23 protein-coding genes are annotated in these 25714 nt (G+C 29.4%); 20 read left to right on the top strand and 3 right to left on the bottom strand.

From position 1 onward, the window contains the following. Window positions 1-41 precede the first annotated feature (41 nt). Complete coding sequence (locus tag AC2A4K_RS13795; protein ID WP_322503066.1) at window positions 42-1691, bottom strand: putative manganese-dependent inorganic diphosphatase; 1650 nt, start codon at window positions 1689-1691, stop codon at window positions 42-44. Between the two features lie 245 nt (window positions 1692-1936). On the opposite strand from AC2A4K_RS13795, the gene AC2A4K_RS13790 reads away from it, so the two are divergent. Beyond that, complete coding sequence (locus tag AC2A4K_RS13790; protein WP_322503065.1) at window positions 1937-4486, top strand: calcium-translocating P-type ATPase, PMCA-type; 2550 nt, start codon at window positions 1937-1939, stop codon at window positions 4484-4486. 62 nt (window positions 4487-4548) lie between these two features. Here AC2A4K_RS13790 and AC2A4K_RS13785 read toward each other — a convergent pair whose 3' ends face one another. Beyond that, window positions 4549-4959 carry a hypothetical protein gene (locus tag AC2A4K_RS13785; RefSeq protein ID WP_322503064.1) on the bottom strand — a complete coding sequence of 137 codons (411 nt, stop codon included), beginning with the start codon at window positions 4957-4959 and terminating at the stop codon, window positions 4549-4551. A 267-nt stretch (window positions 4960-5226) separates the two neighbouring features. Here AC2A4K_RS13785 and deoC point away from each other — a divergent pair, with 267 nt between their 5' ends. The 10 genes from deoC (at window position 5227) to holA (ending at window position 14857) form a co-directional block, all read left to right on the top strand. Next, the gene (gene deoC / locus AC2A4K_RS13780; RefSeq protein ID WP_322503063.1) at window positions 5227-5901 is read left to right on the top strand and encodes a deoxyribose-phosphate aldolase; all 675 of its coding nucleotides are present in this window, start codon (window positions 5227-5229) and stop codon (window positions 5899-5901) included. Between the two features lie 196 nt (window positions 5902-6097). Next, entirely contained in the window at window positions 6098-8380 is a 2283-nt protein-coding gene (locus AC2A4K_RS13775; protein WP_322503062.1) for an AAA family ATPase, read from the top strand. 133 nt (window positions 8381-8513) lie between these two features. Then, window positions 8514-8849, top strand: coding sequence for an anti-sigma F factor antagonist (gene spoIIAA / locus AC2A4K_RS13770; protein WP_322503061.1), 336 nt, complete (start codon window positions 8514-8516; stop codon window positions 8847-8849). 13 nt (window positions 8850-8862) lie between these two features. Next, window positions 8863-9285 (top strand): anti-sigma F factor, encoded by a 423-nt coding sequence (gene spoIIAB, locus AC2A4K_RS13765; protein ID WP_322503060.1) that lies wholly within the window; start codon window positions 8863-8865, stop codon window positions 9283-9285. A 17-nt stretch (window positions 9286-9302) separates the two neighbouring features. Further along, window positions 9303-10058: an RNA polymerase sporulation sigma factor SigF gene (sigF, locus tag AC2A4K_RS13760; protein ID WP_322503059.1), complete on the top strand. Its 756-nt coding sequence runs from the start codon at window positions 9303-9305 to the stop codon at window positions 10056-10058. Between the two features lie 131 nt (window positions 10059-10189). Then, on the top strand, window positions 10190-10663 hold the full coding sequence (gene spoVAC, locus AC2A4K_RS13755; RefSeq protein ID WP_322503058.1) for a stage V sporulation protein AC: 474 nt from the start codon (window positions 10190-10192) through the stop codon (window positions 10661-10663). A 6-nt stretch (window positions 10664-10669) separates the two neighbouring features. Then, window positions 10670-11689, top strand: coding sequence for a stage V sporulation protein AD (spoVAD, locus tag AC2A4K_RS13750; RefSeq protein WP_322503057.1), 1020 nt, complete (start codon window positions 10670-10672; stop codon window positions 11687-11689). Between the two features lie 5 nt (window positions 11690-11694). Further along, window positions 11695-12060, top strand: coding sequence for a stage V sporulation protein AE (gene spoVAE / locus AC2A4K_RS13745; RefSeq protein WP_322503056.1), 366 nt, complete (start codon window positions 11695-11697; stop codon window positions 12058-12060). Between the two features lie 51 nt (window positions 12061-12111). Then, entirely contained in the window at window positions 12112-13767 is a 1656-nt protein-coding gene (locus AC2A4K_RS13740; RefSeq protein ID WP_322503055.1) for a ComEC/Rec2 family competence protein, read from the top strand. 43 nt (window positions 13768-13810) lie between these two features. Then, on the top strand, window positions 13811-14857 hold the full coding sequence (gene holA, locus AC2A4K_RS13735; RefSeq protein WP_322503054.1) for a DNA polymerase III subunit delta: 1047 nt from the start codon (window positions 13811-13813) through the stop codon (window positions 14855-14857). 95 nt (window positions 14858-14952) lie between these two features. Here the strand turns inward: holA and rpsT are convergent, their stop codons facing one another. After that, window positions 14953-15216: a 30S ribosomal protein S20 gene (gene rpsT / locus AC2A4K_RS13730; protein ID WP_322503053.1), complete on the bottom strand. Its 264-nt coding sequence runs from the start codon at window positions 15214-15216 to the stop codon at window positions 14953-14955. Between the two features lie 196 nt (window positions 15217-15412). Here rpsT and gpr point away from each other — a divergent pair, with 196 nt between their 5' ends. The 9 genes from gpr (at window position 15413) to dnaK (ending at window position 25711) form a co-directional block, all read left to right on the top strand. Next, window positions 15413-16390, top strand: coding sequence for a GPR endopeptidase (gene gpr, locus AC2A4K_RS13725; protein WP_322503052.1), 978 nt, complete (start codon window positions 15413-15415; stop codon window positions 16388-16390). Window positions 16391-16519: 129 nt separating this feature from the next. After that, window positions 16520-17605: a stage II sporulation protein P gene (locus AC2A4K_RS13720; RefSeq protein ID WP_322503051.1), complete on the top strand. Its 1086-nt coding sequence runs from the start codon at window positions 16520-16522 to the stop codon at window positions 17603-17605. A gap of 54 nt (window positions 17606-17659) precedes the next feature. Further along, window positions 17660-18022 carry a hypothetical protein gene (locus AC2A4K_RS13715; RefSeq protein ID WP_322503050.1) on the top strand — a complete coding sequence of 121 codons (363 nt, stop codon included), beginning with the start codon at window positions 17660-17662 and terminating at the stop codon, window positions 18020-18022. Between the two features lie 117 nt (window positions 18023-18139). Beyond that, a complete protein-coding gene (gene lepA, locus AC2A4K_RS13710) occupies window positions 18140-19942 on the top strand; it encodes a translation elongation factor 4 (RefSeq protein WP_322503049.1) in 1803 nt (600 codons plus the stop codon). A 254-nt stretch (window positions 19943-20196) separates the two neighbouring features. Next, complete coding sequence (locus AC2A4K_RS13705; RefSeq protein ID WP_322503048.1) at window positions 20197-20466, top strand: hypothetical protein; 270 nt, start codon at window positions 20197-20199, stop codon at window positions 20464-20466. 315 nt (window positions 20467-20781) lie between these two features. Then, window positions 20782-21918, top strand: a complete 1137-nt coding sequence (gene hemW / locus AC2A4K_RS13700; protein ID WP_322503047.1) for a radical SAM family heme chaperone HemW — start codon at window positions 20782-20784, stop codon at window positions 21916-21918. A gap of 192 nt (window positions 21919-22110) precedes the next feature. Next, entirely contained in the window at window positions 22111-23130 is a 1020-nt protein-coding gene (hrcA, locus tag AC2A4K_RS13695; protein ID WP_322503046.1) for a heat-inducible transcriptional repressor HrcA, read from the top strand. 30 nt (window positions 23131-23160) lie between these two features. Beyond that, on the top strand, window positions 23161-23787 hold the full coding sequence (gene grpE, locus AC2A4K_RS13690; protein ID WP_322503045.1) for a nucleotide exchange factor GrpE: 627 nt from the start codon (window positions 23161-23163) through the stop codon (window positions 23785-23787). A 52-nt stretch (window positions 23788-23839) separates the two neighbouring features. After that, window positions 23840-25711: a molecular chaperone DnaK gene (gene dnaK, locus AC2A4K_RS13685; RefSeq protein ID WP_322503044.1), complete on the top strand. Its 1872-nt coding sequence runs from the start codon at window positions 23840-23842 to the stop codon at window positions 25709-25711. The last annotated feature ends 3 nt before the right edge of the window (window positions 25712-25714 follow it).

Below are 25714 nucleotides of genomic sequence, written 5' to 3'. Positions count from 1 at the left end.
AAAGCAATCTCTTTTTGAGATTGCTTTTTATTTATTTTAAATTATTTACTAACTCTTGTTGTTATAGTTTGAGTTAATGGTGGTACAACTTGTTTCTTTCTTGAAAGAACTCCAGGTAAGAAAGTAGTTGAATCCTCTAATTTAACTTTAAAAGCTTCTTCAGCAATTTCAGGACTTCTTCCAGCCACTAATATTTGTGAACCTTCATTGATTATGTCAGTAAGTAATAACATAATCATTTCTAATCCCATTGATTCAGCTTTTTGATTCATGTAAGCTAACATTTCATCTTTTAAAGGCATAAATCCTTCGATATCCATTGTATTAACTTGAGCAACACCTACTTTAACACCTTCGATTGTGAAAGGTTTGAAGTCAGCATTGAATATTTCTTCAATAGATTTTCCTTTTAATGAAGTACCCGCTTTAAACATTTCTTTAGCAAATGTTTCAGGAACTATTCCTGCTATTTCAGCAAGTTTTCTACACATTTTCACGTCTTGTGGAGTACAAGTTGGTGATTTAAATAATAATGTGTCTGAAATTATAGCTCCACATAAAAGTCCAGCAGCTTCTCTTGACGGTCTTATGCCATTTTCGAAGAATCTCTTAGCAACTATTGTTGAAGTACTTCCAAGAGGCTCATTTCTGAAGTATATAGGATTACCAGTTTGTATGTCAGCAACTCTATGGTGATCTATGATTTCTAATACTTCAGCATCCTCTAAACCATGTACTGATTGACCTCTTTCGTTATGGTCAACTTGAATAACTTTCTTTTTATGAGTAGAAATTAAGTGGAATCTTGCGATTGAACCAACCACTTTATTATTTTCATCTATTACAGGATAGTTACTGTATCTAGTTTCACTCATTGTTACTTTTACATCTTCAACTAAATCATCAGTAGATACTGAAACTAAGTCATCTTTAGTCATAACATAGTCTACAGGTAAACTTTGAACGATTAATCTTGATGCAGTAAATGAATCATGAGGAGTTGTAATAACAGTTATGTTATTTTTCTTAGCAAGAGCTATTATTTCCTCTGAAGGTTTATGACCACCAGTTATTATTAATAGAGATACATTTAATTCTATTAATTCAGCTTGTATTTCAGATCTATCACCAGCTATTGCGATATCACCTTCACTTATGAATTCTTTTAAAGATTCAGCTTGCATAGCAGCAACTACAACTTTTCCAGGGAATATTTTAATTTCTTCGTTTACGTTTTGTGTTTCAGCAGATAATGTATCTAATATGTTATCTAATGAAGTAGCACTTTTAGCAAGTATGTTGCTATCCCATACATCCATGTATGTTGCTGTTATATTTGATGTTGATAACATTCCAAGTAAGTGATTATTCCCATCAGCAACTGGAATTGATTTTAAGTTTTTATCTCTCATTATATTCCAAGCCATCTTAAGTGACACTTCTGGAGCTAATGGAGCTATTTTATCCATTTCTAAATCTTCAACTTTTAGCTTAACAGTTTCTAAAAATTGAGGAGCTTGAACACCAAAATAATCAAGTATGTATTGAGTTTCTTGGTTAACATTTCCTAATCTAACAGGTATAGCTGGAATGTCTTGTGTTTTATTTTTAAATTCAGAATATGCTAAAGCAGCACATATTGAATCTGAATCAGGATTTTTATGTCCTGTAATGTATATAACATCCTTCATGCAGGTTGCCTCCTTTGTAATTTAAATTTTTTTTAATTCATGAATATATTTTAATTCCTAAATTATGAAAAGTAAAGTTTAACAAAACTCATTTTATCATAGTTTAAGAGAATTTTCTATGAGATGAAAGCAGAGAAATATTATGAGTGTAAGATGTTACATAAGAATTTTTTTAGTTCTAAAAAGAAGCGAATTAAACATATATTACAATAGATTGCTAGGAAAAAAAGGAGGAACAAAAAGTTATGCAAGAGAAAGAGCTCTTTAGAGGGTTAACAACTCAAGAAGCTAAAAACCGGACAGAGAAGTTTGGATTAAATGAAATAACAGAAAAGAAAAAGGTATCGGCTATAAAAATATTATTACAACAATTTAATGATTTTATAATATGGGTTTTAATAGGAGCCACTATTATATCTGGACTTATGGGAGATGTAGCAGATGCTATTACCATCTTTGTTATTGTTATAATAAATGGTCTTCTAGGATTTATACAGGAATTTAAAACAGAAAAGTCTTTAGATGCTTTAAAATCTTTAGCAGCACCAACCTGTAAAGTATTAAGAGATGGAAATATTAAAGTTATTAATGCCAATGAATTAACAATAGGAGATATTGTAATTCTTGAAGCTGGTGATAGAGTTCCAGCTGACGGAGAGATATTTGAATGTACAAATCTTATGGTTGATGAATCATTACTTACTGGAGAGTCCTTAGGAGTCAATAAAGCAAGTAATTCAAAAGAAGCTTCTTTAACTTATATGGGGACTAAAGTATTAAAAGGTAAAGGAAGATTTAGGGTAACCGCTATAGGAATGAATACAAAAATGGGTTCAATAGCTGATATGCTACAAGATATAGAAGAAGAAAAATCTCCGCTTAAAGAAAGATTAGATGGATTAGGAAAAATTTTATTAGTATTATGCCTTGGAATATGTACTTTAGTAACTATTTTAGGTATTATCAGAGGAAATGATTTAACTGAAATGTTCTTATTAGGAGTAAGTTTAGCAGTAGCTGCTATACCAGAAGGACTAGCTGCCATAGTAACAGTTTCACTAGCTTTAGGTGTTTCTAGAATGCTTAAGAAAAATGCTTTGGTAAAGAAATTACCAGCAGTAGAAACTCTAGGATGTACATCAGTCATATGTAGTGATAAAACTGGTACATTAACTCAAAATAAAATGACTGTTAAGGAAATATTCGTTGAAGGAAAACATTGTAGAATAGATGTTGATAAGATTCCAAATTCACCTATACTTATGAAGGCATTTATTTATTGCAATGACTGTAATTACGATTTTTCAAAAAACAAAGTGGAAGATGTTTTAAATGGAGATCCTACTGAAACAGCATTAATAAAGGCATATTTTAATAATGTGGATACTTTGAAAAATACAATATCCAATATAAATAGGATTTTTGATATACCTTTTGATTCAAGTAGAAAAATGATGTCAGTAATAGTTAAAGAAAATGGCAAAGAAGTTTGTTACGTAAAAGGAGCTCCAGAGAGGCTTATAAATAAATGTAGATATATACACGAAGAAGGAAGAGTTAAATTATTGACTGCTCAAAAGAAACAACAAATATTAAATGTTGTTGAAAATATGAGTAATAGAGCCTTAAGATGTATAGCTGGTGCATATAAAATAGAAAATTTAACAAGAGATGAAGGATTAGAAAAAGACTTTATATTCCTTGGGATTGCAGGTATTATAGATCCGCCTAGACCAGAGGTTAAAGATTCAGTAATAAAATGTAGACTAGCTGGAATAACCCCTGTAATGATAACTGGCGACCATAAAAATACAGCTTTTGCTATAGGGAAGGATTTAAATATTGCTAAGTCACAAGAACAAGTAATAACTGGAGAAGAATTGGATAAGTTAGATGATAATCAACTTAAAAAGTCAGTTAATAAGCTTAGAATATTTGCAAGAGTTACACCTAACCATAAGTTAAGAATAGTTAAGGCTTTTAAACAAAATGGTAATATAGTTGCTATGACGGGAGATGGAGTAAATGATGCGCCAGCTATAAAAGAGGCGGATATAGGAGTCGCTATGGGAATATCAGGAACTGATGTTACAAAGGAAGCCTCTGCAATGATTTTAATGGATGATAATTTTGAAACCATAGTATCCGCAGTAGAAGAGGGAAGAATAATATATGATAACATAAGAAAGTTCATAAGATATTTATTGTCATGTAACTTAGGAGAGGTATTAACGATGTTCTTAGCTACAATCTTCTATCTTCCAACACCTATGTTACCTATACAAATATTATTTGTAAATTTAGCAACAGATGGATTACCAGCAATAGCTTTAGGAGTAGACCCAGCTGATAAGGATATAATGAATCAACAACCTAGAAGTAAAAAGGAAAGTATATTTGCAAGAGGACTTACTGAAAAAATTCTAGTAAGAGGATGCTTGATTGGAATATGCACATTATTATCATTTATTGTAGGTGGATTATATGGAATGGATTTAGATACATGTAGAACAATTGCTTTATCAACATTAGTTATGTCTCAATTACTACATGTTTTTGAGTGTAGATCTGAAAGACATTCTATATTTGAAATAAAATTATTTACTAATATGTATTTAGTGGGAGCTGTTCTTATATCAATAGTAATGTTATTAAGCATTATTTATATTCCTTTCTTTAGTAGTATCTTCCATACTACTATTTTAGGAATAAACCATTGGCTAATAGTATTATTCTTTTCAACAATAATTTTCTTTATAAATAGCTTATACTTATTTATAAAGGTGAAAAAATAAATATTAAAATAGAAAAATAAAGTTTATTTAAAAGATAAAAAGCTGTATTATTATACAGCTTTTTATCTTTGTTTAAATTGTTGTTGTTGTCTAGCTTTCTTTAATTGTGAGTGATCAACAGGTACTAAATCTTGTTTAGTCGTTAAGTTAAGTACGTTATTAAGTACAATATATTCTTTTTCATTTTCTTTATTTGACTTAAGTCCTTGAACTATAACACTATTTCCTTTTTTCACATTTATGAAAGTAGGTTTTTTAAACCAACGATTCTTTTTATATACGCATTTTATTATTTGCTTACTTCTTTCAGGTTTAACTATTAAAGTAACAACTAACTTGTGGAATATCCAAAGAATAGTTTTTTCTTCGATTTTTTCAGAGATTACGCTTCCTTGAAGTTGAGCCATTCTATCGCCGTATTTTTCAAGATAAGAATCAGTGTAATATTTAGATAATTTTTCTTTGAAACCCATAATTATAACTCCTTTTAAGTTGACGAATTTACATTTATTATTACTATAAATACATATTATATGATAGATAGTATTATAACATAATATTAAATATATTAAAATAGTTTGATAATAGCTGAAAGCCTATAGAATAAGAATTTTATATAAATATATTATTTAATTTTTTATACTAAAATTATTCAATGTAAATATTTAAATTATGGACTTATAAGAATTTATATTCTATAATAATAGTATAATGAAAATGTTATCTTAGGAGGAAATGTAATGGATAAACAACAATTAGCAAGAATGATAGACCATACTATATTAAAACCTGAGGCTGATAGAGCATCAATAGAAAAGCTTTGCAAAGAAGCTTTAGAATATAATTTTGCATCAGTTTGTGTAAACCCTACCAATGTAGAATTAGCAGCTGAGCTTTTAAAAGGAAGCGATGTGAAAGTTTGTACAGTAATAGGTTTCCCTTTAGGAGCAAACACTATGGAAGTTAAAGCTTTTGAAACTAAAGATGCAATATCAAAAGGCGCAGATGAAGTTGATATGGTTATAAACATAGGTAGATTAAAAGATAAAGATTATGAATATGTAGAAAAAGATATAAAAGCTGTTGTAGATGCGGCTGATAAGAAAGCGCTTACAAAAGTTATAATAGAAACTTGTCTTTTAACTGATGAAGAAAAAGTTAAAGCTTGTGAATTAGCTAAGAAAGCAGGAGCAGATTTCGTTAAAACATCAACTGGATTCTCAACAGGTGGAGCAACTCCAGAAGATATTAAATTAATGAGAGAAACTGTAGGACCAGAGATGGGTGTTAAGGCATCAGGTGGAGTAAGATCAACAGAAGATGCTGAAGCTGTAATTAAAAATGGTGCTACTAGAATAGGAGCATCAGCTTCAATCGCTATATGTGAAGGAAAAGTTTCAGATTCAACATACTAATATATAATTAAATATTTTTAGTTTATTAAAGCCTATAGAAAAGTTTTTTCTATAGGTTTTTTTGTCGAAGAAAAAAATAAATAAAAAAATGAAAATGATGGCTAATTTTAAACTTTTAGAATATTAATATAATAAAGTACTTATAAAGAGGAGGTTACTCTATTAAAGCTAGTATTAGTTTTATGAGTGAATTTATATGAGAAGAGAGTTAACTCCACAAGAAGTAATTTATAATGAGGATTTTACAAGTAGGATAGCTAGAAAAGAAAACAATGGTAGTGAATACTCAGAGGTTTTTAAAAGAATTGATGAAGCATTAAGTATAAATAAAGAAGGGTTTAATGTTTACTTAATCGACGAATTTTCAAAACAAAAGCTTAAGGATATAATTCTTCATTTAGAAGAAAAAATGAAAGGAAGAAATAAACCTAAAGATATATGTTATGTAACTTTGGATGATGTTAAAGCACCTAAAGTTATATTTTTAGAAAATGGAATAGGAGAAAAGCTAGAGGAAAGATTAGAATATGTAAAATCTTTTTATTACGAAGAGATTTATGCCTTTTACAATTCTTCTATAAATAAAGATAAGGAAGATATTATTAATGATATACAAAAAAAGAGAAGTGATTATATAGGTGATTTAATAAAGAGTGCGAAGCAAGAAGGCTTTGATTTAAAAGCTACATCTTCTGGCTTTGCATTTATTCCTCTATTAGATGGAGAGGCTATGACGGAGGAAGAGTTCGATGATTTAGAAGAAAATAGTAAAGGTGATATATCGATAAAAGCTGGCAAATTAAAAGAAGGAGCAGAAGATGTTTTAGAAGAACTTAAAAATATAGAGATAGATTCTATTGAAAAGTTAAAAGTTATACTTAGAACTTATTTAGAAAATAAATCATCATCTGTTAAAGAGAAAATAAAGAGTGATTTTGAAAATGAAGAAGATGCTTACAATTATCTTATAGATGTATGTGAAAGCCTAGAAAATTTATTGATTGATAATTACACAATAAATTTTGATGATGATGAAGAAAAAATAAATGAAATTATTTCAAAATATATTTGTAATATTATAAAGAATAGCAAGGGACAAGAAACACCTAAAGTAATATTTGAAGAAGATCCAAGTCTAAATAATCTTCTAGGAACAATAGAGTATGAAAATCATAATGGAGTATATTCAACAAGTGTAAAGCTTATAAAATCAGGTTCATTGCTTGAAGCTAATGAAGGATGTCTGATAGTTAGATTAAGTTCTTTGATGAACAATGCTAATAGCTACTATTATTTAAGAAGAGCACTGTTAAATGAAAAAATAAATTATGATTTTAACAGAGGGTATTTAGAAGTACTTTCTTTAAATGGACTTAATCCAGATCCAATACCAATTAAGGTTAACGTTATTTTAATTGGAGATTTTGAGAGTTATGATGTTTTATATAATTATGATGAAGATTTCAAGAAGATATTTAGAATTAGAGCAGAATTTTCAAATTTAATAGGTATAGATAAAAATAAAAAATCTTTATTAGAGCTTGTTAATAAAATCATAAGTGATAATGACCTTTTAAAGATTTCAACCTCTGGCGTTAATGCTATAGGAAAGCAGTTAGCTAGAAAAGCTGGAACAAGAAAGAAGATGCTTTGGGATATTGATGAAATAGAAAGATTATTGCTTCTTGGAAATGAATCAGCTAAGAATAACAATAAAACACTTATAGATAAAAGTTCTATAGAATCTGTTATAAATCAATGTGGTGAAATTCAAAAAGATTATTTAGAAATGTATAAGGATAAAAAGATAATCTTAGAAATAGAAGATAAAATTATTGGAAGTGTAAATGGGCTATCTGTAATAGATTTCGGATACATGAGTTTTGGAAAACCTATGAGGATAACATGTACTTGCTATAAAGGTAGTGGGAAAATTATGGATGCACAAAGAGAGAGTAATCTAAGTGGAAGTATTCACAATAAATCTCTAAGCATTTTAAGAGGATTTTTAAGTAGCTTTTTTAATGCTTATGAAGTTTTACCTGTAGATTTTCAATTAAGCTTTGAACAGCTTTATGGAAAAATAGAAGGGGATAGTGCGTCAGTTGCTGAGATTATAGCTATGATTTCTGCTTTGAGTAAGATCCCGGTTAATCAAAGTATTGCCGTAACTGGGTCAGTAAATCAGTTTGGTGAAGTACAACCAATAGGAGGAGTGAATGAAAAAATAGAGGGATTCTTTAATGTTTGCAAAATAATAGGAACTCATGTAGGAAAAGCTGTTTTAATACCAGAAAGTAATAAGGATGAACTGATATTGAATAGTGAAATAGAAGAGGCGATTAAAAAGGGTGAATTTAAAATTTATATAATGAAGAATATAAATGAAGCACTTACCACCTTACTTCTAGATGATATGGTTATTGAGGATGTTGCCACTAAAATAAATGGAGAAATTAAAAAATTTAAAGGAATATGATATTAAATAAGCTCATGGAATTTTGCTTCTATGAGTTTTATTTATTTTAGTATTATTTGACATAAAGAATTAAAATATGTTAAAATATGGAAAAGAAAGTGTATAGGAGGTGGAGCTCAATAAGAGTGAGCATATGTGGTTGGATTTTGAAAAAAGAGGAAATGTTTTAGTAGTGAGTTTAATTGGAGAATTAGATCATCATAGTGCTGAAGAAGTAAGAGTAAAGATTGACGATAGAATTAGCAGAGAGAACGTAAGAAAACTTATATTAGATTTTTCAGGCGTAACATTTATGGATAGTTCAGGAATAGGGGTTATTATAGGTAGATATAAAAGGCTAAGTATGCGTTCAGGAGAAGTTAACATAATATCTGTTAATAAAAGTATAAAGAGAGTTTTTGAGTTATCTGGAATATTTAAGATAATAAAATATTACGAAAATTTGGATGAAGCTCTAAAAGTGGGTTAATGGAGGGTTAAATATGGATAATAAAATGAGATTAGAGTTTTTGGCTAAATCTGAAAATGAAGGATTTGCAAGAGTAAGTGTATCAGCTTTTATTGCTCAATTAGATCCGACTATTGAAGAATTAACTGATATTAAAACTGCTGTTTCTGAGGCTGTAACTAATTCTATAATTCATGGATATGAATGTGATGAAAGTAAGTTAGTTATTATTGAAGCAACTTTATGCGGAGATGAAATAAGTATAACTGTAGAAGACAATGGAATAGGAATAGAAAACTTAGAAGAGGCAAGAGAGCCCCTATATACATCAAAGCCAGAGTTAGAAAGATCAGGTATGGGATTTACAGTTATGGAAACATTTATGGATTCTTTAGAAGTTTATAGTGAAAAAGGCAAGGGTACAAAAATAATAATGAAGAAAAAAATGAATACATAGGCAGGTGAAGAAAGTCTATGGATATTAGTAGTATTGAGAAAGATAATTTTAATTATGATAAGAATACAGCTCTCATAGTCCTAGCAAAAGAGGGAAATAAGGAGGCTATGAATAAACTTATAGAAGTTAACACTCCTTTAGTATCTTCCATATGTAAGAGGTTTATAAATAGAGGATATGATTATGAAGATATATTCCAAATTGGCTCAATGGGGCTTGTCAAGGCTATAAATAATTTTGATGATGGTTTTAATGTTAAATTTTCTACCTATGCAGTACCTATGATTATAGGAGAAATAAAAAGATTTTTAAGAGATGATGGTATAATAAAGGTTAGTAGGAGTACAAAAAGTTTAGCTAAGAAACTTCATTACAATAAAGAAGAATTAATAAAAGAGCTAAATAGAGATCCTACTATAGATGAATTAGCAGAGTATTCTGGAGTGAACAAAGAAGAAGTTATAGTAGCCTTAGAATCTGCAAATAGTATGCAATATTTATATGATACTATACATCATGATGAAGGAACACCTGTACTCCTTATAGATAAACTTAGTGAGAAGGGTAAAGATGATGATATGGTAAATAAAATAGCTTTAAAAGAGGCTATAGGGTCCTTAGATACAAAAGGAAGGCAAATTATAATGCTTAGGTATTTTAAGGATAAAACTCAAATTCAAGTTGCTAAAATGCTTGGTATAAGTCAAGTGCAGGTTTCTAGAATAGAAAAAAAAGTATTGAAACTTATGAAGGAAAAATTAGAAGAGGATTGATTATAAATGGAATATTTTGTGAGCATTATTTTTATGAATCAAATCATAGAAAATAATGCTTATTTTTTTGTATATATTAGGGAAAAGAAATTAATACTATATGTATAAAATAAAAGAAAGGGATGGTTAATATGGCTACTTACCAAAGTGATGAAAAAATAAAAAAGAAATTCAATGAACTTGAACAACAAATAAGACCACAGCCAAAGACATTAAAGAATTGTATAATGGCATTTATAATTGGTGGGTTAATCTGTGTTATTGCGCAGTTTATAAGAAATTACTTATTATCTAATGGATTTCCAGAGGAACAGGTTTCAATTATAACTCCAATGACTATGGTGTTCTTAGCAGCTCTTCTAACAGGTCTTGATATTTATGACAAGATTGCAGCTGTTGCAGGAGCAGGAACTATAGTTCCTATTACAGGTTTTTCTAATGCTATGGTATCACCAGCTATAGAATTTAAAAAAGAAGGTTTTGTAATGGGAGTAGGTGCAAAAATGTTTACTATTGCAGGACCAGTAATAGTATATGGCGTAGGAACATCAGTTATTGTAGGAGTAATATATTATTTATTACTTAGATTTGGATTTATGGGGTGATTTTTAATGAGTAATAATTTGAAGAGAGTGGGTAAACAAACTGTAAAATTAGAAAGTAAACCTAGAATAATATCTACATATAGCATTGTTGGGCCTAAAGAGGGAGATGGTCCTCTAAAGGAATATTTCGATAAGGTTTTACAAGATGATTGCAATGGATGTGAAAGTTTTGAAAAGGCTGAGAGTAGTTTAATGATAACTTCTATTGAAGAAGTTATAAAAAAGAGCAAAGTTAAAGAGGAAGATGTTGATTATCTTTTTGGAGGAGATTTATTAAATCAATTAACTTCCACTAACTTCGTGGCAAGAGAATTTAAAATACCTTTTTTAGGTGTATATGGAGCTTGTTCAACTATGGCAGAATCATTAAGTTTAGCATCTATGGTTATAGATGGAGATTTCGCCAGATATTCAATAGCAGCTACATCTTCCCACTTTAGCTCAGCTGAAAGACAGTTTAGATTTCCTTTAGAATATGGATGCCAAAGAAAAGAATATTCACAATGGACTGTAACTGGATCTGGAGCTATGCTTTTAGGTAGAGAAGGAGATTTTCCATATGTAACCTATATAACTACAGGAATTGTTAAAGATTATGGAATTAAAGATGCTGATAATATGGGAGCAGCTATGGCACCAGCAGCAGTAGATACAATATACAAACATTTTGTTGATACCAATAGAAAACCGGAAGATTATGATGTAATAGCAACTGGTGACTTAGGAAAGGCTGGAAGAGAACTGACTGAAAAGTTATTAAAGGAATATGGTTATGATGTAAGTAAGGTTTACATAGATTGTGGAGAAAAAATATTTGATAATGAAAGACAGAAAACATTCTCAGGTGGTAGTGGATGTGGATGTTCTGCAGTGGTAGGATGTGGATATTTATATAAAAAACTTATGAAAAAGGAAATTAAAAGAGTGCTTTTAGTTTCAACAGGAGCTTTATTAAGCTCAACATCTGCGCTTCAAGGAGAGAGCATACCAGGAATAGCACATGCTGTTGCTATAGAATATATATAAGGAGGATGATGAACTTGCAAAGTTATATAAATGCATTTTTAGTAGGTGGAATTATATGTGTAATAGGTCAATTATTAATGGATAAAACAAAATTGACCCCAGCAAAAATATTAGTTCTTTTTGTAACATTAGGAACCATCTTAGGCGCTTTAGGTATTTATGATAAACTAGTTCAAATTGGAGGAGCCGGGGCAACTATACCTTTGCCTGGATTTGGATATGCTCTTGCGAAGGCGACTATAAAAGAAGTAAATGAACAAGGATTATTAGGAGCTTTCACTGGAGGATTAAAAGGTGCAGCAGGAGGGTTAACAGCTGCTATATTCTTTGGATACATAATGGCATTAATATTTAATCCGAAAACTAAATAAATGATTATAATTCTTAGAAAAGGTCAATAATTTTCTCGAAGGAGAGATTCTATGAGAAAATTTGAAAAGATTATTATAAATAGACCTTTAGGATTAATTTGTATTTTTGTTACTTTAGGAATTTTAACATATTACCTTAGTAGTTTTAATTTAATAGGTACAGCTTTTTTAGTTGTGCCTTTAATTTTTATATCATATTTTTTATTAGGATTAGATTATTTTAATATAGGTATGGTGTTTTTTCTCATAGGAATATTAAGTTGTACAATTTATTATGAACCTAACTTTCAAGAGATGGGAGTACAAGAAATTAGAATAGTAGATATTAATAATAAATTTATACTCGGAAAAATAGATGGAAGAATGGTTGAAATAAGAAATCAAAGTCAGGTTGAACTTGAATATGGAGAAAAAATATATGGGGTTTGTAAATTTAAAAGAAATGTTAATTTAGAGAGAGGTTATGTTGGACAGGTTTTCTTAAAGGATGTTATAAAAAGTGAAAAAGATTTAGTATATAAGATTAAAAATATACCAAAGAAATATTATGAAAGATTAAGTGAGAATTTTTCATCTTCAGAAAGTGCACTTTTAAATGCAATTTTGTGGGGAGATAAGGATAATCTAACCTATAATCAAAAAGATTTTTTATCTGATTTAGGAGTAATTCATCTAATATGTATATCTGGATTTCACATATCACTTTTATTTTCAATGATATATAATAAGTTTTCATTTAAAGTTGCTTTAGTGATTTGCTCCATTTATGTTATTTTAGTTGGAGCATCTAGTTCGGCTTTAAGAGCACTTATAATGATAACTCTTTTAAAAAGTTCTAAAAAAGTATTTAAAACCTATGATTCTTTAAGTACTATTTCTTTAGCAGCAATAGTACTTATGATTTTTAAACCATATAACCTTTTTAGCATGGGGTTTTTATTATCCTTTGGAGGAACCTTAGGTATAATATTATTTTATAAAAAATTATTAAATGGCTTTTATATGCTACCTCCAAAAATCAATGAGTATTTAAGTTTGGGGTTGTCAGCTCAAGCTTTTATATATCCTATTTTAGTAATTGTTTTTGGCAAGTTTTCTATTAATTTTTTGATATCAACATTTTTAGTAACACCAATAATAGTGTTAGTTTTACAAATATTATTATTCTCTATTTTGACAGGAGGAAATTTTATTGGGATTATAGTATTTTTACTAAATATAATTTTTATGATTTTTAGAGGGATTTTGGTCTTTTTAGATAAGGTAATATTGGTTACTCCATATCTATCACCAGTTTTTGCAGTAGCATATATGACTATGTTTTTATCAATTTATATGAGTGTTAAAGGATTTAAGAGGTTTAGAATAGGAGTTTATCTGGTTATACCAATTCTTATTTTAGATATACATGTATTAGGGATTAAGATAAGAGTAGTTGAAGATAAATGGAATAAGGCTGTAGTTATAGAATCCGGATTTAATAAAGTTGCTTTAGTAAATAATGATAGTGATTATTTTAGAAAGGCAATTATGAAAAAAGAATATGTGAATGAGGTTATTCACTTAAAGAATGAGGCACAGTTTGAGGTTTCAAAAAAATATTCTATTTTAATAGAAGATAATTTTAATAGTATAACTTTAATGCCAGAGAAAAGTGATTATGATATAATTGATTTGATTCAAAAGAAAAGTGCGTATATACTTTAACTTATGTAAATAAGTATCTGGGATTTGAAAGGTTGATATTTTAATGATAGATTTAGATGGTTTATATGATAATTTGAAAAAAGGAAAATTAGAAAAAAGCTATATATTAGTTGGACTAGATGAGCTTTTAATTAAAGAAGGTATAGAAAATATAATTGATAGTGTATTAGATGATGGATTTAAGGATTTAAATTTAATTAGGTTAGATGGTAATAATCTTAACTTTGATGACTTTATGAATGCTTGTGAAACATTGCCTTTTATGAGTGACAGAAAAGTTGTGGTTTTAAATAGAACTAATATATTTAGAGATAAACAAGATAAGGAAACTGAAAAATTATATAAGCAGTGTGTAGAGTATTTTCAAAATACACCTGAACATTGTATCTTAATCGCATATACAACTTTAAAGGATAAGAGAGATAGAATTAATAGACTAAGCAAGCTTAAAAAACTTGAAAAGAATAGTTGTATAGTTTCAGTTGAGAAATTAAAAGGAGCTAAATTACAACAAAAAGTAGGGAAAATTTTTCAGAGATATAATAAAAACATAGGTAAGATAGAATTAAAATATTTTTGTGACTCAGTAGAAAACAACTTTGATATTATTGAAAGAGAAGTTGATAAAATAGTAAATTACACAGGGGATAGGGACATAACTAGAAAAGACATAGATTTATTACTTCCTCCAAGATATGAAGATGATATATTCGATTTAGTTGAACTTATTTCAGTTAAAAGAGCGAAGCAAGCAATAGATTTAATGGACGAATTAATTGGAAGAGGGCAAGATCCTATATTTATATTAAGTCAAATAAGGGAGCAGTTTCAAAAATTGCATAGGGTTAAGATAAGGCTTGCTGAAAAGTACAGAATTGATGAGATAAAAAAAGATTTCTTAGAGGTTAGTAGAATAAATTTACCAGACTTTGTAATAGAAAAATTTATAAATCAAAGCAAAAAGTTTTCGACTAAGCAATTAAATAAATGTATTAATTTATGTTTATATACAGAAAAGAAACTTAAAAGTAATTCAAATTTAAATAAGAAAACAGAGCTAGAACTTATGATAGTAAATACTGTAATATAAAAAATCCAGATTAGAAAATTCTAATCTGGATTTTTTACTTGAAGAAATACTTCTAATAAAAGAAAATGGTGTTAGAAATTCTAACACCCATATAATTAAGCCATAGCGTTTAACTTAGCAGCTAATCTTGATTTCTTTCTAGCAGCCATGTTTTTATGAACTACTCCTTTAGAAGCAGACATATCTAAAGCTCTAGCAGCGTCAACGTATAAAGTCGCAGCTTCTGCTTTGTTTTTAGCCTCAACAGCTACTTCAAACTTCTTTATAGCAGTTTTAAGAGCTGACTTAATCATCTTATTTCTTAAAGTTTTCTTTTCAGTAACTTTTATTCTTTTCTTTGCTGATTTAATATTTGCCATTCTAGTTCACCCCCTTCAACTTTTATAGCGTATCTGCAGTTTTGGGGAATCTGCGTACGAGTTCGTTATTTAACAAAGGTAATTATAACATCATAAATATAGAAGTTCAAGTCTTTTTTCGTGTTTATCGACATAATTATCATTTTTAAGGAAATTATATATGATATATCAATTTAAATTAAAAAGAGGTGGAAAAATGTATAATGTAAGAACTGACTTAGCTGTTGAAAGTCGCGAAATTTATAAACATAGATACAATAGAGAAATTGATGGAGTTATTTTTGAAGAAAAAACTGTAGATGATGATATTAAGGTTACAAATGTAGACATAATAAACGCAGAAGGTGCCAAAGCTATGGGAAAACCTATTGGAAGATATGTTACCATAGATATTCCTGAATATACTCATTATGATGGAGGGATAATGGATGAAGTATCCCATGTAGTGGCAAGTTCTTTAGAGGAGCTTATTAATTTACCAGAGGATAGAACAGCCTTAGTTGTTGGACTTGGAAACTGGAATGTTACTCCAGATGCTATAGGACCTAAGGTAGTAGGTAAGCTTATGGTTACAAGACATTTAAAGAAGGTTATGCCAGAAGTAATAGACGATTCTGTTAGACCAGTATGTGCCATTGCACCGGGAGTTTTAGGTATAACAGGTATTGAAACAGGAGAAATTATTAAATCCTTAGTTGATAAAATAAAACCAGATTTGGTGGTTTGTATTGATGCATTAGCTTCAAGAAAACTTGAAAGAGTTGCAAGAACTATTCAAATAAGTAATACAGGAATATCACCTGGGGCAGGAGTTGGTAATCATAGAATGCAAATTAACGAAGAGAGTTTAGGTATTCCAGTTATTGCATTAGGAGTTCCAACGGTGGTAGATGCGGCGACAATTGCCAATGATGCTATGGATTTAGTTCTAGATGAAATGATAAAGCAAGCAGAAGAGGGAAAAGAATTTTATAATATATTAAATAATATAGACAAAAATGAAAAGGGAATTATGATAAAAAGTCTTTTAAATCCTTATGTTGGAGATTTAATGGTTACCCCAAAGGAAATAGATGATGTAATAGAATCAGTTTCAAAAATAATAGCTAATGGAATAAATATATCACTTCAACCTAACATGGTTTTAGAGGATATAAATAAATTTCTTAATTAAAAAATTAGGAGTTTTTTGTTGGAAGTTATGAGTGATTTTGAAGAATAATAAATTTAATATTTACTATTATAGAGTAACATAATATTTATCCTAATCTCATATAAATGAAAATATGAGGGAGGGGATAATGTGAGAGGTATTAATAAAAGAGAGATACCAATAGGAATGCTTGTTCTTTTAATTTTACTAATAATGTTTATGTTTAGATTTATGAAGATTGCAGCAAGTAAAGATATGAGAGAAAACTTGTCATATATACAACTTTTGAATGCAGGTATGCCTATTGCCAAAGGAACATATTATGATGAGGATGCTTACTTAGAAAGTAATATTACATTAAAAAGTTTAGCTCTTGAAACTTTGAATATAAAGCCTTTAGACCCTATTGAATTAGTAATGAATGAAGTACCCTATTTTGGGGCAGCAAATAAGATAGCTTCAATTGATAAAGTAGGGTATGTTTCCGCAGAGGATGTATCTTCCTTTGATTTAAATACCGATAGTATAGATGAAGTGTCTGAGGAAGAAGCAAATGGTGGGGAAGAATTAATAGCTAGCAAGAATAATGAAGTTTATGATGAAAGCTTAAAAAAGGAATTAGATCAGTCTAAGCCAGAGGTACTTATTTACCATACACATAATTCAGAGGGATATAATGAGGAAAGAACTTCAAATAATGAAGCATACAATGTTGTTGGCGTGGGATCTTTAGTAGCAAAAGAACTTGAAGAAAATTATGGAATATCAGTTATTCATGATAAAACTAATCACTCAGCAGCTTATGAGCAATCCTATAATAAATCCGGAGAAACAGTAAAAAAATACGTAGATCAATATGATGAATTTAAAATGATAATAGATATACACAGAGATTCTGTAGGAGAGCAAAATAAAAAGAATTTGACTGCTAATATAAATGGAGAAAACGTGGCTAAAGTCATGTTTGTTACAACTAAGAATAGTAAATATTATAATGATGCAGAGAGTCTAGCAAATAGATTTATAACTAGAGCTAATGAGCTTTTTCCAGATATTTTGAGAAGACAGGAAACCTATAAGTATAATAGGGGAAAGAATGCTTTTAACCAACAATACAATAAAAATTCAATGCTAATAGAGGTTGGAGCAGAAGTTAATACTTCGGAAGAGGCACAAGGCACTGCTAAATATATAGCTAGATTAATAGCAGAAGAATTAAACGGAAAAGGTGAATAAAAATAAAGTTTTTTGAACATCCTTATAGATAGTAATCTATGGGGGTGTTTTATTTTGAAAAAGTTTACAACAATGGGAATGCTTAGCTTAATATTTTTTTCTATAATTTGTTGGGGCATTATTGGAGTTAATATAGAAAATACAGAGGCTTTTAATAATCAAAATTATGAATCCAATGAACAAGTTGATTATGAAAGGATAAAAGAAGAAACAGGAATGGATTTAACTGTATTTAGTGAAGATAATAGCCCAATAAAAATATACGAAAATAAAGATGAATTTTATTTGGTTTTTAAAGAACATACTTTAAACCTAAATAAAGGATTTGTAGGGAATATATTGATTGGAACTTTTAATTTGATGAATAATTTAATAAATAATATTAATCAATTCATAGAAAACAATATAATAATGTAAATCAAGTATATTGACAGTTTAATGGCACATTGTGATATAATGTAACTTGACTTATTCTACAATGTGGGGGTGAAAACTGTTCAAGAACTTTAGACAGTTTGGAGAGCAGGTTTAGATATGGATAAAAAGAAGTATATAAGAAACTTTTCAATCGTAGCGCATATAGATCATGGTAAATCAACATTAGCAGATAGACTTTTAGAGAAAACTGGTACATTAACTCAAAGAGAAATGGAACAGCAAGTACTAGATACTATGGAGCTAGAAAAAGAAAGAGGAATTACAATAAAGTCTCAGGCAGCAAGACTTATCTATAAGAGAGATAACGGAGAAGAATATATATTAAATCTTATAGATACTCCAGGTCACGTAGACTTTACATATGAGGTTTCAAGAAGTTTAGCAGCTTGTGAAGGTGCAATACTTGTTGTAGATGCAACTCAAGGAATACAAGCTCAAACTTTAGCAAACTGTTACTTAGCATTAGATAATGACTTAGAAATAGTTCCTGTTATAAATAAGGTTGATTTAGCTAGTGCTAGACCAGATGAAATAAAGCAAGAAATAGAAGATGTTATAGGAATAGAAGCAGAGGATGCACCTTTAGTATCAGCAAAAACAGGATTAAACATAGAAGATGTTTTAGAAGAAATAGTAGAGAAGGTTCCAGCACCATCAGGTGATGAAAATGCTCCTCTTAAAGCTTTAATCTTTGATTCTTACTATGATAGTTATAAAGGTGTTGTTTGTCATGTTAGAGTTATAGATGGTGAAGTTAAACCAGGTACAAAAGTAAAATTGATGTCAACAGGTAAAGTTTATGAGGTAGTTGAAACAGGGGTGTTCACACCCGCTTTAATGCCTTTAAAAGAAGGATTAAGTGCAGGCGAAGTTGGATATATAACAGCTTCAATTAAGAATGTTAGGGATGCCAGAGTTGGGGATACTGTGACAGAGGCGGCAAGACCAACAGAAAAAGCATTACCAGGATATAAACCTGCTATACCAATGGTTTATTCTGGTATATACCCAGTTGATGGAGCTAAATACGAAGAGTTAAAAGAAGCTTTAGAAAAGCTTCAAATAAATGATGCTGCATTATCATTTGAGCCAGAAACTTCAGTAGCTTTAGGTTTTGGTTTTAGATGTGGATTCCTAGGATTATTACACATGGAAATAATTCAAGAGAGAGTTGAAAGAGAATTTAACTTAGATATAATCACAACTGCACCATCAGTTATATACAAGGTAACTAAAACAAATGGAGAGTCATTTGATTTAACAAACCCAACAAATCTTCCTCCAATGACAGAGATAGAATATATGGAAGAACCTGTTGTTAAGGCTTCAATTATTACTCCAACTGATTATACAGGAGCCGTAATGGAATTATGCCAAGACAGAAGAGGTAAATTCATAGATATGCAATACTTAGAGGAAACAAGGGTTGTTATTCATTATGAAATACCATTAAATGAAATAGTATATGACTTCTTCGATACTCTTAAATCAAAAACAAGAGGATACGCTTCATTAGATTATGAATTAAAAGGATATGAGCAATCAAAACTTGTTAAGTTAGATATATTATTAAATGGAGATAACGTAGATGCTTTATCTATGATAGTTCCAGAAGTTAAGGCTTACCAAAGAGGTAGAGCTATAGCTGAAAAACTTAAGGAAATTATTCCAAGACACATGTTTGAAGTTCCAATTCAAGCAGCTGTAGGTTCAAAAATCATAGCTAGAGAAACAGTTAAGGCTATGAGAAAAGACGTATTAGCTAAGTGTTATGGTGGAGATATTTCAAGAAAGAAAAAACTTCTTGAAAAGCAAAAAGAAGGTAAGAAGAGAATGAGACAATTAGGAACAGTTGAAGTTCCACAAGAAGCATTTATGTCAGTTTTAAAAGTTGACTAATTAGCTTTTAAATATTAACAAAGAGGTAGTGTTTGATACTATTAAGTATCAATGCTACCTTTTTTTATGTTTAGTTCTGTTTTAGATGAATTTTGATTTTAAAGAAATTAGGATTAATAACATTAATTTTATAATGACTTTTAGTAAGAAATTCATAAAATAAATATTTTTTTTATTTAGTCATTAAAGAGAAATCCCTTCAATATATTTATAGTAAATTAATAAAACTTATGTAGAGAAGGGGAGTTGTTCTTATGTTACAAGCAAATAAAAGAGATGTTAGAGTTAAGTGTAGAAAATTTAGAAATGCTGGAAAAGCAACTGGTGTTATAAATAGAAAAAATGGAGAAAATATTTCCGTAAGTCTTAAAATTTCTGATTTAGATAAGTTTTTAGCTAAATATGGAGATCATAGTAATGTTGATATAAATTTAGAAGGCGAAATAATAAAAACTTCTATTATAGAAGTTCAAAGAGATTTATTAATTCATAATGCTATAAACATAAATTTAAGAGAAATATAAAAATAAGTTTAAATATATTTTAAGACTTGAACTTGTTTAGATAAATATTGATTTTTAGCTTAAAATGTAGTTTGAATTAAAAATTAAATTGCGTTTATATGAATGTTTTAAGAAGCTTATGAACAAAATTTAAAATAAGTAATTTTGTATTATGAAAGTATCATATAAAAGTCATGAGTTTATTCACTCGTGACTTTTTTTGTTGTAATATGAAAGTAGACTAAAGAACTTATATATTAATTAAATTGAAAACCAAATAATAGTAGAGACTTTAGTTTGGATTTTTTATTTATTTTAAGATGGAGGTAATTAACCATGGATAAAATTTCTTTATATATACACATTCCTTTCTGTGCACAAAAGTGTCTTTATTGTGATTTCCCTTCTTTTGCAAGAAAAGATCATTTAAGAAAAGAATACATAGATGCATTGAATAAGGAAATAATAAAATTTAAAGAAAAATATAGTAATTTAGAAATAAATACTATATTTATTGGTGGAGGAACACCAAGTGTTCTTGAATCAAAGGAGTTAGAAACTTTATTAAGTGAAATAGCAAAACTTAATATATCAAAGGATGTTGAATTTTCTATGGAATGTAATCCTGGTAATTTAACAGAAGAAAAATTAAATGTAATGAAAAAATATGGTGTTAATAGAATTAGTATGGGTCTTCAAGCAAAGCAAGATAGTCTTTTAAAAGGATTAGGAAGGATACATAACTATGAAACCTTTAAAGAGAATTTTCTTTTAGCTAAAAAAGTAGGGTTTAACAACATAAATGTCGATTTAATGTTTGGCTTACCAAATCAAAAAGTAAATGAATGGGAAGAGACTTTAAGAGAAATAATATCTTTAGAGCCAGCACATATATCAGCATATAGTTTAATCATAGAAGAAGGAACTGCTTTTTATAATCTTTATGAAAATGATAAGTTAAAGCTTCCAAGTGAGGAAGAGGAAAGAAAAATGTATCATTTAGCAAAAACTATTTTAGAGGAAAACGGATTTAAACAATATGAAATTTCTAATTATGCTAAAAGAAGAATGGAGTGTAGACATAACTTAGCCTATTGGAATATGGATAATTGGATTGGTTTAGGATCAGCAGCAGCTTCTTATATTAATGGCGAAAGAATTAAAAATCTAAGTAGTGTAGAAGAATATATAAAAGCAATGAATGAAAAAGGAGAAGCTATAGAGGAAGTAATAACTAATTCTAAAAATGATGATATGGAAGAATTTATGTTTATGGGACTTAGAAAGATTAATGGAATAAAGGAAAGTGAATTTGAAGAAAGATTTAATATGAATATAAATGATGTTTATGGAGAAATAATAAGTAAGTATGAGGATAAAAATCTATTAATAAGAGATTCAGGAAGTATTTATCTTAGTCAAAAAGGAATAGAACTTTCAAATATAATAATGGCTGATTTCTTATTTGAATAGTTTAAAAGTTAACTTAGAAAAAAGAAGAAATTGAAAGGAAATTAAAGATAATAAAAACTAAATATTAGTAAATAAATAATTTTTAAATTAAATGATAAAAAATGGGATTGACAAAAAACTTGAGAGGTAATATATTAATAGTGTACTAGTTAGCACTCATTAATAGTGAGTGCTAATAAAGAGGTGAGATTAGTGATAGATGATAGAAAGCTTCAAATATTAAGGGCTATAATTCAAGACTATATATCTACTGGAGAGCCTGTAGGTTCGAGAACTATCGCTAAAAAGTATAATCTTGGAGTAAGTTCAGCTACCATAAGGAATGAAATGGCTGACTTAGAAGAAATGGGATTTTTAGAACAGCCTCATACTTCGGCAGGAAGAATTCCATCAAGCAGAGGATATAGATTATATGTTGATAGAATGGTTGAATTCGAAAGATTATCTTCTGAAGAGGAATTGCTTATTAGAAGTTCAATAATAGATGGTACCTTGTACGAAGTTGATAAGATAATCAAACAAACTAGTGCTCTTCTATCGGAACTTACTAAAATGACTTGTATAGTTAAAGCACCTTCAGTTCATAAGAGTTTTATAAAATCAATTCAACTTTTAAAAGTTGATGATGTAAGTATATTATGTGTTTTAGTAACTGATAATGGTGTAATAAGAAATACAGTTATAAAAGTAAAAAGTGTTCCTTTATCTGAAGAACTTATTAAAATTAGTAAGATAATAACTGAAAGGCTTAAGAACCTTACTATTGAGCAAATAAACCTAGAGGTTATAAGTAATCTCAATAAAGCTTTAGAAGGATATGAAGATATAGTGAATGCAGTTCTGCCAGCTCTTTATGAAAGCTTGAAAGACGATGGAACATCTGAAGTGTTCTTAGAGGGAACAATTAATATATTTAATTATCCTGAATATAATAATATTCATAAAGCAAAAGAGATTTTAGAGCTTTTACATGATAAAAAGTGTATTTCAGAACTTATAAGTGATAGCGATGATATGACTATTAAAATAGGTGATGAAATATTTGTACCAGAAGCAAAAGAATGCTCTATAATATCAGCTGGATATCATGTAGGAGATAAATCATTAGGTACTATAGCTTTAATAGGTCCTAGAAGAATAAATTATTCTAAAGTATTATCAATCATGACTGAGGTTATGAAAGAATTAAATGAAACTTTAAAGAATAAGTAAAGTAAAAAAAGAGAAGAGGTGGGCTGATTTATGGAGGATAACAAAGAGTTTGACGAAAAGTTAAAGGAAAATATCCAAGAAGAATTCGATAATGAAAATAAAAAAGAAGATCCTAGTGTAGATAAAGAAGTAGAAGAAGTTTCAGAAGAGATTAAGGCTGATGAAAAAGTTATTGATTTTGAAGAATTAAAGGCTTTAAAGGAAGAAAATAATATGTTTAAAAATAAAACTAAAAAGTTAGAAAATGAATTAGAGGCCTTAAAAGATAGATTATTAAGAATTTCTGCAGAATATGAAAACTACAGAAAGAGAACTGATAAAGAAAAAGAAAGAATATACACTGATGCTTGTGAAGATGTTTTAATAAAAATGCTTCCAGTATTAGATAACTTAGAAAGAGCATTAGCTGTAGATGGCTCAGTTGAAGACCTTAAAAAAGGTGTTGAAATGACAGTAAGACAATTTGAAGATGCTTTAGAAAAACTTCAAGTTGAAGAAATACCTACAGAAGGAGCTTTTGATCCAGAGTTACATCAAGCAATGATGGTTGTGGATCAAGAAGGTTCTGAGCCAAATCAAGTGGCTCAAGTATTCCAAAAAGGATACAAGAGAGGGGATAAGGTTATCAGACATTCAATGGTAACTGTAACTAAATAATTAAGCATATAATCAGAATTAATATATAAAATTGTTAGAGGAGGAATTAACAATGAGTGATGTAAGAACAAGTAAAATAATTGGTATAGATTTAGGAACTACAAATTCATGCGTAGCTGTTATGGAAGGTGGAGAACCAGTAGTTATAACTAACTCAGAAGGGGCTAGAACTACTCCATCAGTAGTTTCATTCCAAGCAAATGGAGAAAGATTAGTAGGACAGGTTGCTAAAAGACAGGCAATAACAAATCCTGATAAAACAATAATGTCAATAAAAAGACATATGGGAACTGACTACAAAGTTAACATAGATGGTAAAGAATATACTCCACAAGAAATATCAGCAATGGTACTTCAAAAATTAAAAGCTGATGCTGAAGCTTACTTAGGAGAAAAAGTAACAAAAGCTGTTATTACAGTTCCAGCTTACTTCAATGATGCTGAAAGACAAGCAACTAAGGATGCTGGTAGAATAGCTGGATTAGAAGTTTTAAGAATAATAAACGAACCAACAGCAGCTTCATTAGCTTATGGTTTAGATAAAATGGATAGCAATCACAAAATCTTAGTATATGACCTAGGTGGTGGTACTTTCGACGTATCTATCTTAGACTTAGGAGATGGAGTATTTGAAGTTGTATCAACAAACGGAGATGCTAGATTAGGTGGAGATGACTTCGACCAAAGAATTATAGACTATATAGCTGAAGACTTTAAAGCACAAAATGGAATTGATTTAAGACAAGATAAAATGGCTCTTCAAAGATTAAAAGAAGCAGCTGAAAAAGCTAAAATTGAGTTATCATCATCAACTCAAACATTAATTAACTTACCATTCATCACTGCTGATGCAACTGGTCCAAAGCATATAGATATGACATTAACTAGAGCTAAATTCAATGAATTAACTCATGATTTAGTTGAAAGAACAATAAATATAATGAAAGAAGCTTTAAAATCAGGAAATGTATCATTAAATGATATAGATAAAATAATCTTAGTTGGTGGATCAACTAGAATACCTGCAGTTCAAGAAGCTGTTAAAAACTTCACTGGAAAAGAACCTTCAAAAGGAGTTAACCCAGATGAATGTGTAGCAATGGGTGCTGCAATCCAAGCTGGTGTATTAACTGGTGATGTTAAAGACGTATTATTACTAGATGTTACTCCATTAACATTAGGAATTGAGACTTTAGGAGGAGTTGCTACTCCATTAATCGAAAGAAACTCAACTATCCCAACTAAGAAAAGCCAAACTTTCTCAACTGCTGCAGATAACCAAACATCAGTTGAAATTCACGTAGTACAAGGTGAAAGACAAATGGCGGCTGACAACAAGACTTTAGGTAGATTTACATTATCAGGAATCGCACCAGCACCAAGAGGAATTCCTCAAATCGAAGTTACTTTCGATATAGATGCTAACGGTATAGTTAAGGTTTCAGCAACTGATAAAGCTACTGGAAAAGAAGCTAATATTACAATCACAGCTTCAACTAACTTAAGCGACTCAGAAATAGATAAAGCTGTTAAAGAAGCTGAACAATTCGCTGAAGAAGATAAGAAGAGAAAAGAAGCTATAGAAGTTAAAAATACTGCTGAGCAAACAGTTTACCAAACTGAAAAAACTTTAAATGAACTTGGAGACAAAGTTTCAGCTGAAGAAAAAGCAGAAATAGAAGCTAAAATAGAAGAAGTTAAAAAAGTTAAAGATGGTGATGATATCCCAGCTATACAAAATGCTATAGAAGCTTTAACTCAAGCATTCTACAAAGTATCAGAAAAATTATACCAACAAAATGGTGGATCAGAAGGCCAAGGATTCGATCCAAACAACATGGGTGGAGCTAATGCAGGTGCTGGAGCTACAAACAATGATGACAATGTTGTAGATGCTGACTTCGAAGTTCAAGATGATAAATAATAA

Source organism: Clostridium sp. LIBA-8841, from assembly GCF_057782475.1.
This window is presented reverse-complemented; position numbering and strand designations above follow the sequence as displayed.

Excerpts from the sequence above, each read along its gene's own strand:
- holA (WP_322503054.1), top strand. The coding sequence starts at position 13,811 with ATGATAGATTTAGATGGTTTATATGATAATTTGAAAAAAGGAAAATTA.
- AC2A4K_RS13705 (WP_322503048.1), top strand. The coding sequence starts at position 20,197 with ATGTTACAAGCAAATAAAAGAGATGTTAGAGTTAAGTGTAGAAAATTT.
- AC2A4K_RS13740 (WP_322503055.1), top strand. The coding sequence starts at position 12,112 with ATGAGAAAATTTGAAAAGATTATTATAAATAGACCTTTAGGATTAATT.
- rpsT (WP_322503053.1), bottom strand. The coding sequence starts at position 15,216 with ATGGCAAATATTAAATCAGCAAAGAAAAGAATAAAAGTTACTGAAAAG.
- spoIIAA (WP_322503061.1), top strand. The coding sequence starts at position 8,514 with ATGTGGTTGGATTTTGAAAAAAGAGGAAATGTTTTAGTAGTGAGTTTA.
- lepA (WP_322503049.1), top strand. The coding sequence starts at position 18,140 with ATGGATAAAAAGAAGTATATAAGAAACTTTTCAATCGTAGCGCATATA.
- hemW (WP_322503047.1), top strand. The coding sequence starts at position 20,782 with ATGGATAAAATTTCTTTATATATACACATTCCTTTCTGTGCACAAAAG.
- AC2A4K_RS13790 (WP_322503065.1), top strand. The coding sequence starts at position 1,937 with ATGCAAGAGAAAGAGCTCTTTAGAGGGTTAACAACTCAAGAAGCTAAA.
- gpr (WP_322503052.1), top strand. The coding sequence starts at position 15,413 with ATGTATAATGTAAGAACTGACTTAGCTGTTGAAAGTCGCGAAATTTAT.
- AC2A4K_RS13795 (WP_322503066.1), bottom strand. The coding sequence starts at position 1,691 with ATGAAGGATGTTATATACATTACAGGACATAAAAATCCTGATTCAGAT.
- spoVAC (WP_322503058.1), top strand. The coding sequence starts at position 10,190 with ATGGCTACTTACCAAAGTGATGAAAAAATAAAAAAGAAATTCAATGAA.
- spoVAE (WP_322503056.1), top strand. The coding sequence starts at position 11,695 with ATGATGAACTTGCAAAGTTATATAAATGCATTTTTAGTAGGTGGAATT.
- spoIIAB (WP_322503060.1), top strand. The coding sequence starts at position 8,863 with ATGGATAATAAAATGAGATTAGAGTTTTTGGCTAAATCTGAAAATGAA.
- spoVAD (WP_322503057.1), top strand. The coding sequence starts at position 10,670 with ATGAGTAATAATTTGAAGAGAGTGGGTAAACAAACTGTAAAATTAGAA.
- deoC (WP_322503063.1), top strand. The coding sequence starts at position 5,227 with ATGGATAAACAACAATTAGCAAGAATGATAGACCATACTATATTAAAA.
- AC2A4K_RS13775 (WP_322503062.1), top strand. The coding sequence starts at position 6,098 with ATGAGAAGAGAGTTAACTCCACAAGAAGTAATTTATAATGAGGATTTT.
- dnaK (WP_322503044.1), top strand. The coding sequence starts at position 23,840 with ATGAGTGATGTAAGAACAAGTAAAATAATTGGTATAGATTTAGGAACT.
- grpE (WP_322503045.1), top strand. The coding sequence starts at position 23,161 with ATGGAGGATAACAAAGAGTTTGACGAAAAGTTAAAGGAAAATATCCAA.
- sigF (WP_322503059.1), top strand. The coding sequence starts at position 9,303 with ATGGATATTAGTAGTATTGAGAAAGATAATTTTAATTATGATAAGAAT.
- AC2A4K_RS13785 (WP_322503064.1), bottom strand. The coding sequence starts at position 4,959 with ATGGGTTTCAAAGAAAAATTATCTAAATATTACACTGATTCTTATCTT.